Consider the following 10,515-nt stretch of genomic DNA (forward strand, 5'->3'; position numbering starts at 1 on the left):
CGCGGCGCGGCGCCGCGGTTACGACCCGGCCACTCCCCGGGTCATCCCCAGAACGACCATCGGACCTGAGTGCCTCCAGCACCGGAGATGAGGCCATGCTCGCGTCCCTGCAGCAGACGTTCCCGGAGCAGTGGCAGCAGACGCTCCGGGTGATCGCGTCGGGGTTCACCTGGATACTCGACTTCCAGCGCGTCGTGCTGCCGTTCACCTTCACCGGCACCACGGCCGCGGGAGGCGCGGCGAAGGCGGTGTTGCTGCTCCTGCCCACCTCGCTCCTCGTGGCGGCGCTGTGGTGCACCATGGCCTCGCTCTACACGCTGCCGTTCCGCTCAGGCCGCGGCGGCTTCCTCACGGTGCTGCTTCTGTCCTGGTGGGACGCCGGGAGGATGATCTGGTTCTACTGGGCCGGCCTGGTCCGCGTCGGGGTCGTGCTGCTGGGGTGGATCTGGAACCTGCTGAAGCTTGCCGCCTCGCTGCTCTGGCGGCTGCTCCGGTTCCTCGTCACGCGGCCGTTCGCGCTGCTCGACTGGGGCACGCGGCAGTATTTCCAGCCGGGCGTGCCCTGGGTCGCCTTCCTGTTCCTGCTCCTGTGGTCGGCCCTCGAGGCGACGATCTTCACGTTCACCCTCAAGCCCACGATCGCGGAGTTGCTCGCGGACATCACCGGCCAGCAGTTCTCCAGCCTGGGCGTGAGCCTCGTGCTGTGGCCATTCCTGTTCATCGTCGTCTCGGGCAGCTTCGCGGCCATTCAGGTGTTGTCCGAGGCGATCAAGTCGCGTCGCGCCGCCGAGATCGTCGGGATGGTGATCGCCGAGGCGGCGGTGATGTTCTTCGAGGTCCTGTTCCTCTATCGGGAGCTGGTCGACGCCATCACCCCGTGGATCGCGAACCAGACCGGTTTGAAGCTGGGATTCGTCTCCACGCTGCTGCTGGCCTCTTTCGGCTGGGCGGGCGTCCGCGCGATGACGTGGTTCCTGTTCGGCCGCTTCGGTACGCCGACCTTCCTCGGCATTCTAGCGCGGCACAGCATGCCCGGCGCGAAGGCCAGCGTGGCCGCGAGCGGGGAGCTGGACGTGGAGTTCTGGCGCGGTCCCGTCACCGCCCTCAAGGCCGAGATGGAGTGGTTCAAGGAAGAGGCCCGCAGGGTGTTCGAGCTGCTCACGCTGCCGGTGCTGCAGGTGCTGGCGGCGGGCCTCAATCTCGCCGTGGTGGTGATCCTCGGCCGCCCCATCTTCTCCCTGCCCTTCCGCTCCCTGGACGAGGTGCTCGCGAGCACGCCGCGGGTCATCGCGCCCGCGGCGCAGCCGATGGCCCGGGTGGGCGCATGACGCGCCGCGCAGCGCTGCTGGGCTTCCTGGTGCTCGGCGCCTGCACCGCCGGGGGCGCTCAGCCCGGGCAGCCGGCACCGAGCACGCTGATCATCGGCATCGACGCCAGCGGGTCGTTCCGCGACGCCAAACTGTATGACGACGCCGTGCAATTCGCGGCCATCTACATCGTCTCGCACCTCCAGGGCCTGGACAGCCTCAGGCCACCGAGCGCCTTGTTCGTGGGCTCGATCGGCGGGGAGCGCCCGGGCGAGCCGAAGCCGTTCCACCCGATCAACGACTTCGTGGGCCGGGGCCCCGAGCAGATCGCGGCGGACCTCAGGACCTGGTTTCCACCGAACGACGCGTACACCGACTTCAACGCGTTCTTCCAGCGCGTGGCGGAGCTCGTGAAGGAGCGCGGCCTGATCCTGGCGCCGCTCAACGTGGTCGTGCTCTCGGACGGCGTGCCGGACGTGCCGCCGGGCGCGCGCCTGGTGTCGCACGACAACCCCTACGCGCGCATCGACCTCGGGCCGCTCGAGTTCCTCTCGCGGAGCGTCACCGTCCGCCTGCTGTACGCGAACCCCACCGTCGGCGAGGACTGGAAGCGGCTCGTCCGTCGACAACGCGTGCGCCTGTGGACGCAGGAGCAGCAGGTCATGGCGGGCTGGCACATGCAGTACAAGACCGCCCTGCCGCTGGCAGAGCAGCACGACCTGTGGACGTGGATGAAGGACAACGTGGACTTCCGCGTGCGGGCGGCGAACCTGTTCTAGGCCTCCGCGCTGCCCCCACCTCGCGTGCAAACCCAGCGCCCCGGCTGTCGAGCGACCGGGGCGCTTCGTGGTCCCGATGGAGTGGCCAGGGGCAGAATTGAACTGCCGACACGCGGATTTTCAGTCCGCTGCTCTACCAACTGAGCTACCTGGCCGGGCGTCACAAAGATAGTGGGCAGGGTCGCGGAGTTGCAGCGTTGCAGCGGGACGAGGGCGGGCGCAGTTTAGAGCATGCCCACCTTCCCCAACCTCGCGATCCCCGACCATCCCCTCATCCGGCACAAGCTCCACGTATTGCGCGACAAGCGGACCCCGGTCAAGGACTTCCGCGACCTCGTGAGCGAAATCGCGATGCTGATGTTCTACGAGGTCACCAAGAACCTGCCGACCGAGCCCGTGGAGCTCGATACGCCGCTCGAGCACATGACCGGCGAGAAGGTCGCCGGGAAGAAGCTCGCCCTCGTGCCGGTGCTGCGTGCCGGCCTCGGGATGGTGGACGGGATTCTCCGCCTGGTGCCCGCCGCCCGGGTGGGCCACATCGGCCTGTACCGGGATCACGATACCCTCGAGCCGGTGGACTATTACTTCAAGGTGCCCAGCGCCCAGGAGCAGCGGGACTTCTTCCTGCTCGACCCGATGCTCGCCACCGGCGGCTCCGCCGCGGCCGCGTGCACCGCCCTGAAGAAGGCCGGTGCCCGCTCGATCCGGCTGCTGTGCATCGTCGCGGCGCCCGAAGGAGTCACGCGGATGCTCGACCTGCACCCCGACGTGCCCGTCTACGCCGCCGCGCTCGACCGCCAGCTCAACGCGCACGGCTACATCCTGCCCGGCCTCGGCGACGCCGGCGACCGCCTGTTCGGGACCCGCTGACCATGACCGAGTATCAGACCGCGATCATCCGGCTCACCGGCCGGAGCCTCACCGACGAGGAGAGCCTGACCGACGAGCTGAACGAGCGCCGCCGCGGCGGGTGGACCCTCGTCGAGCTGGTCGCGCTCGGCCCCCGCAGGCTCGTCGCCGTCTTCCAGCGGGAGGGCTGATGCGCCTGGCTTGCTGGGGTGCCGCCGGCGAGGTGACCGGCTCGATGCACCTGCTCGAGATCGGCCCGAAGCGTGTCCTCCTCGACTGCGGCATGTTTCAGGGACGCCGCGAGGAAGCGCGCCGGAAGAACGAGGCCTTTCCGCTCGCGGTCGGGGACGTCGACGTCGTCGTGGTGAGCCACGCTCACATCGACCACACCGGCCGCCTCCCGCTGCTGGTGAAGCTCGGATACACCGGGCCGATCTTCTGCACCTCCGCCACCCGCGACCTCGCGAGCGTGATGCTGCCCGACTCCGGCTACATCCAGGAGAAGGACTTCGAGTTCCTGAAGAAACGCGGCGGCAACCACCTCGCCGAGCCGCTGTACACGGCCCAGGACGCCACCCGGGTCGTGGACCACATGGTGAGCCTGCCGTACGAGAAGCCGCTCGACATTGCGCCCGGCATCCGCCTGACCTACTTCGACGCCGGCCACATGCTCGGCTCGGCGTCCGTGGTGCTCGACATCGACGCCGCCGGCACCACGCGCCGCGTCGTCTTCTCGGGCGACATCGGCCGCTGGGGCCTGCCGATCATCCGCGACCCGAAGCCGCCCGAGGGGCCGGCGGACGTGCTGGTCGTCGAGAGCACCTACGCCAACAAGGTCCACGAGACGGTGCTGGAAGCGCAGGGGATGCTCGCCGCGTTCGTCAACAAGGTCGCCGCCCGGGGCGGCAAGATCTTCATCCCCGCCTTCGCCATCGAGCGGGCGCAGGAGCTGATCTACGAGCTGCACGGCCTGGCACGCGACAAGGCGATCCCCAAGATCCCGATCTACGTCGACTCGCCGCTCGCCGTAAACGCGACCGACGTGTTCCGGCTGCATCCCGAGGCGTTCGATCTGTCGGAGCGTCTGGTGCGGGAGGCCGACGACCTGTTCCGTTTCCCGATGGTGAAGTACGTCCGGTCGGTGGAAGAGTCGAAGGCGCTGAACGGCGTCCGCGGTCCGGCGATCATCATCGCGGCCTCGGGCATGGCGGAGTCGGGCCGCATTCTCCACCACCTGCGCAACGGCATCGGCGATCACCGCAACCTCGTCCTCATCGTCGGCTTCCAGGCCAGCTACACGCTCGGCGCGCGCCTCCAGGCCGGGGCGAAGGAGGTGCGGATCTTCGGCGAGATGCTGCCGCGTCGCTGTGAGGTCGCGACCATCGGCGGGTATTCGGGCCACGCGGACCGAAACGAACTGCGGCAGTGGGTCGTAGGCCTCGGGGAGATTCCCAAGCGGGCCTTCACGGTCCACGGCGAGACCGAGCAGCTCCAGGCCATGGCCGGCCTGCTGCGCGACCTCGGCGTCAAGCAGGTGGACGTACCCCGGCTCGGCGAGGCGTTCGACCTCTAGCCGCCCCGGCTCGCGCCCCGCTCCATCGTCAAACCCTCGACGAGGTGAAGATGACCGCTCGCGTTCACGTGGCCCGGTGGAGTGGGCTCCCCGGGGTGATGGCGGCCACCGTGCTCCTGGCGGCCGCCCCGGGAAGCCCGCTGGCCGCCCAGGCGCTGCACGTGCCGTACACCTCCTTCACGCTCGCCAACGGCCTGAAGGTGATCGTGCACGAGGACCACTCCGTGCCGATCGTGACCGTCAACACCTGGTATCACGTCGGATCGTCGGACGAGCGCGCGGGTCGCACGGGATTCGCCCATCTGTTCGAGCACCTGATGTTCATGGGGTCCGAGCACGTCCCCACGGGGCAGTTCGACCGGCTGCTCGAGGCCGCCGGAGGCGACAACAACGGCTCGACCACCGAGGACCGCACCAACTACTTCGAGGACGGGCCCGCCAACGCGCTGGCGCTGATGCTGTACCTCGACTCGGACCGGATGGGGTTCCTGTTGCCCGAGATCACGCCGCCCAAGGTGGACCTGCAGCGGGGCGTGGTGCAGAACGAGCGACGCCAGAGCTACGAAAACCAGCCGTACGGTCTCGCCCAGGAGAACATCCTCAAGCGGCTCTATCCGGCCGACCACCCGTACAGCTGGCCGGTGATCGGCTCGATGGCCGATCTCAACGCCGCGAGCATCGAGGACGTGCGGCAGTTCTCGAGGACCTACTACACACCGAGCAACGCGACGATGGTCGTCGCGGGCGACGTGACGGTACCCGAAGTGCGCACCCTGGTGCGACGGTGGTTCGGCGGCCTCGCGCGCGGCCCGGCCGTCAAGCGCACGCCGCCGCCGGCCGTCGCCCTGCCGGCCGACGTCTACGCCACGCTCGAGGACCGCGTGCAGCTGCCCCGACTCTACGACGCATGGCACACGGTGAAGGCGTTCGCGCCCGACGACGCCGCGCTCGACGTGCTCGCGGACGTCCTCGGCGGCGGCAAGGCGTCGCGGCTCTACCGGCGGCTCGTCTACGAGCTGCAGATCGCGACCCAGGTCGCAGCCTTCCAGGACGGCGGCCGGATCGACGGCAGGTTCGAGATCTTCGCCACCGCGCGCCCCGGCCACCGCCTCGACGAGCTGGCCTCGGTGATCGACCGGGAAATACGCGTCCTCGCCGATTCGGGCCCCACGGCGCGCGAGGTCGAGCGGGCGCAAAACGGCAACGAGGCCTATTTCCTCGACCGCTTGGAACGGGTGGGCTCGTTCGGCGGCAAGGCCGACCAGCTCAACTACTACGACTACTTCGTGGGAACCCCCGACTACTTCGAGCGCGATCTGGATCGCTACCGCCGCGTCACGCCGGCCGAGGTCCAGCGCCTGGCGCGGGACTACCTCCTGCGCCCACACCGCGTCGTGCTGAGCGTCGTGCCGGCCGGCCACACCGACCTTGCGGCGACCGAAGGAGCCTCCCGATGACCGCCCCGGGCCCTCGTCCGCTCGCGCTGGTGGCCCTGCTGGCCGCCCTCCCTGCCGCCACACTCGCCGCGCAGCAGCCGGATCGCTCCCATCCGCCCACGCTGCCTCCACCGCCGGCCCTCCGCGTGCCGGCCATCCAGACGGCCACGCTCCCCAACGGGCTCCAGATCGCCGTCGTGGAGATGCACAAGGTCCCGGTCGTGGACGTCACGCTGCTGGTGGACGCCGGGACGGTACGCGATCCCGACGATCTTCCCGGCCTCGCGACCTTCACGGCCCTCATGCTCCAGCAGGGCGCGGGGGCCCGCACCGCCCTCGACATCGCCGACGAGGCGGCCTACCTCGGCGCGTCCCTCAACACCAGCGCCAGTTACGACGGCGCGGTGGCATCGGTTCACGTTCCCAAGCGGCGACTCGGCCTGGCCCTGGACCTCCTGGCGGACGTGATGCTGCGCCCGACCTTCCCGGATTCGGAGATCGCACGCCAGCGGGACCTGCGGCGCGCTCAGTTGCTCCAGCAGCAGGACCAGCCGGTGGCAATGGCCAACGTCGCATTTGCCGCGATCGTTTTCGGTTTCGCGCACCCGTACGGGCGCCCGACCAACGGCACGGAGGCCTCGACCGCCGCCCTGAGCCGCGACCGCGTGATGGACTTCTATCGCTCGTACTACCGGCCCAACGGCGCGCGCCTGCTGGTCGTGGGCGACGTCACGCTGGAGGAGGCCCGGCGGCTCGTCGCCACGCGGTGGGGGGACTGGGCCCGCGTCGATGCGCCCTCCGTCGCCCAGGCGCCGCCTCCGGCTGCCGCCGAGCGCACCATCTACCTGGTCGACAAGCCCGGCGCCGCCCAGTCCGTCTTCCGCATCGGCCAGGTCGGGGTGAGCCGCGCCACGCCGGACTACTTCGCCCTCCAGGTCCTGAACACCATCCTCGGTGGCTCGTTCACGTCGCGCCTCAACCAGAACCTGCGCGAAACCCACGGCTACACCTACGGCGCCAGCTCCCAGTTCGCGATGCGGCTCCAGGCCGGTCCGTTCGTGGCCGCGTCGTCCGTCGTCACGGCGAAGACCGACAGCGCGCTCATCGAGTTCCTCCGCGAGCTGCGACGCATTCGCGACGACTCGGTGCCGCAGGCGGAGCTCGACAAGGCCAAGGCGTACATCACCCTCGGCCTCCCCGGCGAATTCGAGACCACCCGGGGCGCCGCGCGGCAGTTCGCCGAGCTGCTGGTCTACGGCCTGCCGCTCGACTACTTCGCCGCCTACATCCCGCGGATCGACGCCGTGACCGCGGCCGAGGTGCAGGGGGTCGCGCGGCGCTACCTCGACCCCGACCACCTCGCGATCGTCGTGGTCGGAGACCGCAGCCAGATCGAGCCGGGACTGGCGGCACTGCACGAGGGACCGGTCGTCGGCCGCGACATGTGGGGCCGGAGCCCCAAGTGAGTGACGAGGTGCAAGACCGGACCGCGACGCGGCGGATCTACTCGGGCCGCGTCGTGAATCTCGACGTCGACACCGTGCGCTACCCCAACGGCACGAGCGGCGAGCTGGAGATGATCCGCCACCCCGGCGCGGCGGCCGTGATCCCCGTGCTCTCCTCGGGCGACGATCCCCAGCTCCTGCTGATCAGGCAGTACCGCTACGCGGCCGGCGGCCCGATCTGGGAGATCCCCGCCGGCCGGCTCGAGCCCGGCGAATCACCCGAGGGCTGCGCACGCCGCGAGCTCCTCGAGGAGGCCGGGGCCACCGCCGCGCGGTGGCAGCGGCTCACGACGGTCTACACGACGCCGGGCTTCACCGACGAGCGGATTCACCTCTTCGCCGCCTTCGACCTGGTCGTGAAGCCCGAAGACCAGCGGCCCGAGCCGGATGAGTTCCTCGAGCTCAAGCCGGTGCCCACCAGCGAGGCGCTCGCCATGATCAGGGACGGAGAGCTGGTGGACGCCAAGACCGCCGTGGCTGTTCTCTTTTTCGCAGGTTTCCGGCTGGGACTGTAGCCTCCAGGGGACACCGGGCAGTATTTCGCGGATCCCGCTCGGAAGGCCGCAACGAAGGACAAGTTTCTCAGCGGCAACGCCTTGGCCGCCATGCCACTTGGGCAGGGACGACGGGTACGCTTTCTGCTCTTGGGGAGTACGAGATTCCCCATTCAGAGCGGGTGGCACATGACCCTGGCGATGAAGGACGCACTCCAAAGTCCCCATCGGACCCTGGGCGCCCCGTTTACGGCCCTCGACGACGGCCAAGTGGTGCAGGCGTTTCTCGAAGGCAACGATCGCGCCTTCGACGAGCTGGTGTCCCGGTACCAGGTGCGGCTGTTGAACTTCATCTATCGCACCGTGGGCGACCGGGAGCGTGCGGAGGATCTGGTTCAGGAGGTGTTCATCCGGATCTACCGCCACCTTCACCGTTTCGACCAGACGAAGAAGTTCTCGACCTGGGCGTACACGATCGCGTCCAACCTCGCAAAGAACGAACTGCGCAATCGCAGCCGGAATCCGCTGGTGCTGTTCCAGACCATCAAGCGCCACTGGGAGGCCGACCACCGGCCGCTGCAGTTCGAGGATTCGAGCTCGCGGCCCGACGACCTGTTCCGCAAGCGCCACCTGCGCGAGCTGGTGGAACAGTCGGTGTCGCAGCTCCCCGAACACCACCGGGTGGTGTTCGTCCTGCGCGAGCTGGAAGGCAAGACCTACGAGGAGATCGCCGAGATCACGGGCTGCAATCTTGGCACGGTGAAGAGCCGGCTGAACCGCGCCCGGAACAATTTCGCCGCCATCATTCAGCCCCACCTCGACTGACCCGTCCGGGGCGCCGCGGAACCGGCGGCGCCCCGCGCGGTAAGACTAGGGTCCTTGCCTGGATCCGCATGAACTGTTGCGAGTTCCGAGAACAATACTCTGATTTCGCCGATGGGCTGCTGCCGCCGAGCAGCCGGGCGGAGGCCGATGCGCACTTGGCGCTCTGCCCCGCCTGCCGGCGCTTCGACGCCGCTTTGCGCGCCGGTGTCACCCTGCTGCGCGGGCTTCCGTCGGTGGGCGTCTCGCGAGGGTTCGGCCCGCGCCTGCGGCGGCGGCTGCGCGGCGAGCTCGCGGTGCGGATGCCGGGGATGGTCGGCTGGTCCGGAGCGGTCGGCGCCCTGTTGATCGTGGCCGCGGCCGGCTTCATCGGATGGGACTGGCTCGAGACGCGCGCTGCCCACCGCGGGGCGGGTGCGCAGCAGGCCTCCGGTTCGCCGGGGTGGGTCGCCGCAGCGAATTCCGCGAGCCATCCCGGCGCCGGCGATCCGGGCCTGCCGCCGGATCTCCCGCGGATCCAGATCGAGACCTTCCACCCGCTGAATTCCATCCTCGTGATCGAGCAGGCCCCGCCGGCGCCCGGCCAGGACCGAGTGCGGTTCGATGTGCCCGCCGTGTGGGGCGGGCCGTAAGCCCCACCAGCCTTTTGCGGTATACCGTTTCGGGCTAAGTTGCGCCCGATGCCGGGCCGGTCGTTCGATGCGTTGCAGCGCTCCCTCGCCAGGGGCGAAGTCCAGCCTGTCTACTACTTCTATGGCGACGAAGAGCTCCTGAAGGACGAGGCCGTGCGCCGGATCACGGAGCTCGCCGTCGAGGACGCGACCCGCGAGTTCAATCTGGATCGGCGGCGCGCCCCCGAGCTGTCGGCGGATCAGTTCCGCTCGCTCGTCGAGACTCCGCCGATGCTCGCGCCGCGGCGCTGCGTCGTGCTCAGCGAGGTGGAGTGCCTGCAGCAGAAGCGAACGAAGCAGCAGTCCCTGCGCACTGCCGTCGCCGCGTACGTGGGTCGCCCGTTGCCCGAGACGGTGCTCGTCCTGCTTCAATCGGCGGGCACGAAGCCCGACCCCGGACTCGAGCGGGCGAGCGGCGCGGTGGAGTTCGAGCTGCTGGAGCCGGCGCGCGTGCTCAAGTGGATCCTTCATCATGCGAAGCAGGGCGGCGTAGCGATCGAGGACGACGCGGCGCGCCACCTGCAGGAGGCGGTCGGCGACGATCTGGCGCAACTCGCGGCCGAGGTGGCGAAACTGGCCGGGGCCGCCCAGGGCCGGCCGGTGACGGTCGCGGACGTCACCGCGCTCGTGGGGGTGCGGCACGGCGAGACGGTGGGCGACTTCGTCGACGCCGTCACGACTCGACGCTTTCCGGAGGCCGCCGCGATGGTCCCGCGCCTGTTGGCGAGCCCGGGGACGTCGGGCGTGCGCCTGGTCTCCTCGCTCGCCACGGCGTTCGTGGGACTCGCACTCGCCCGCGCCCATCTCGAGGCCGGGGACTCGGGCGCCGCCGCCAAGGACCGGGTGTTCCGAGCCATCCAGGCGGCTCGGCCGTTCGGCCTCAGGAACTGGACCGAGGAAGCTGCCGGCTGGGTCCGGGACGCGTCCCGCTGGTCCACGCAGGAGTTGGACGCTGGGCTGGCCGCGCTGCTCAAGGCCGACGCGCGGCTCAAGAGTACCACGGTATCGGACGAGGAGGGCGTCGTCACCGAGGTCGTGTTGTCGCTCGGGGTCGGAGCGGGGGCGGCGGCATGAGCGCG

General features: G+C 69.7%; 11 protein-coding genes and 1 tRNA gene. 11 read left to right on the forward strand and 1 reads right to left on the reverse strand.

From position 1 onward, the window contains the following. Positions 1-95 precede the first annotated feature (95 nt). Together VMF70_04110 and VMF70_04115 are read left to right on the forward strand one after the other, a co-directional pair. The gene (locus VMF70_04110; protein ID HTT67190.1) at positions 96-1,328 is read left to right on the forward strand and encodes a hypothetical protein; all 1,233 of its coding nucleotides are present in this window, start codon (positions 96-98) and stop codon (positions 1,326-1,328) included. After that, on the forward strand, positions 1,325-2,086 hold the full coding sequence (locus tag VMF70_04115) for a hypothetical protein (protein ID HTT67191.1): 762 nt from the start codon (positions 1,325-1,327) through the stop codon (positions 2,084-2,086). The genes VMF70_04110 and VMF70_04115 overlap by 4 nt, the downstream gene beginning before the upstream one ends. Positions 2,087-2,168: 82 nt before the next feature. On the opposite strand, the gene VMF70_04120 is transcribed toward VMF70_04115, so the two are convergent. Further along, positions 2,169-2,241, reverse strand: a tRNA-Phe gene (locus VMF70_04120). Positions 2,242-2,317: 76 nt separating this feature from the next. On the opposite strand from VMF70_04120, the gene upp reads away from it, so the two are divergent. The 9 genes from upp (at position 2,318) to holA (ending at position 10,510) form a co-directional block, all read left to right on the forward strand. Further along, entirely contained in the window at positions 2,318-2,956 is a 639-nt protein-coding gene (gene upp / locus VMF70_04125; protein HTT67192.1) for a uracil phosphoribosyltransferase, read from the forward strand. A gap of 2 nt (positions 2,957-2,958) precedes the next feature. Next, positions 2,959-3,126, forward strand: a complete 168-nt coding sequence (locus VMF70_04130) for a hypothetical protein (protein ID HTT67193.1) — start codon at positions 2,959-2,961, stop codon at positions 3,124-3,126. Continuing rightward, positions 3,126-4,508, forward strand: coding sequence for an MBL fold metallo-hydrolase (locus tag VMF70_04135; GenBank protein HTT67194.1), 1,383 nt, complete (start codon positions 3,126-3,128; stop codon positions 4,506-4,508). The genes VMF70_04130 and VMF70_04135 overlap by 1 nt, the downstream gene beginning before the upstream one ends. A gap of 50 nt (positions 4,509-4,558) precedes the next feature. Next, positions 4,559-5,965 (forward strand): pitrilysin family protein, encoded by a 1,407-nt coding sequence (locus tag VMF70_04140; GenBank protein ID HTT67195.1) that lies wholly within the window; start codon positions 4,559-4,561, stop codon positions 5,963-5,965. Beyond that, on the forward strand, positions 5,962-7,410 hold the full coding sequence (locus VMF70_04145) for a pitrilysin family protein (protein HTT67196.1): 1,449 nt from the start codon (positions 5,962-5,964) through the stop codon (positions 7,408-7,410). The genes VMF70_04140 and VMF70_04145 overlap by 4 nt, the downstream gene beginning before the upstream one ends. After that, positions 7,407-7,964 (forward strand): NUDIX hydrolase, encoded by a 558-nt coding sequence (locus VMF70_04150; protein HTT67197.1) that lies wholly within the window; start codon positions 7,407-7,409, stop codon positions 7,962-7,964. The genes VMF70_04145 and VMF70_04150 overlap by 4 nt, the downstream gene beginning before the upstream one ends. 168 nt (positions 7,965-8,132) lie before the next feature. Further along, complete coding sequence (locus VMF70_04155) at positions 8,133-8,768, forward strand: sigma-70 family RNA polymerase sigma factor (protein HTT67198.1); 636 nt, start codon at positions 8,133-8,135, stop codon at positions 8,766-8,768. Positions 8,769-8,836: 68 nt separating this feature from the next. Continuing rightward, the gene (locus tag VMF70_04160; protein HTT67199.1) at positions 8,837-9,397 is read left to right on the forward strand and encodes a zf-HC2 domain-containing protein; all 561 of its coding nucleotides are present in this window, start codon (positions 8,837-8,839) and stop codon (positions 9,395-9,397) included. A gap of 48 nt (positions 9,398-9,445) precedes the next feature. Further along, complete coding sequence (gene holA / locus VMF70_04165) at positions 9,446-10,510, forward strand: DNA polymerase III subunit delta (GenBank protein ID HTT67200.1); 1,065 nt, start codon at positions 9,446-9,448, stop codon at positions 10,508-10,510. The last annotated feature ends 5 nt before the right edge of the window (positions 10,511-10,515 follow it).

The organism is Gemmatimonadales bacterium, from assembly GCA_035502185.1.
GTDB lineage: Bacteria > Gemmatimonadota > Gemmatimonadetes > Gemmatimonadales > JACORV01 > Fen-1245.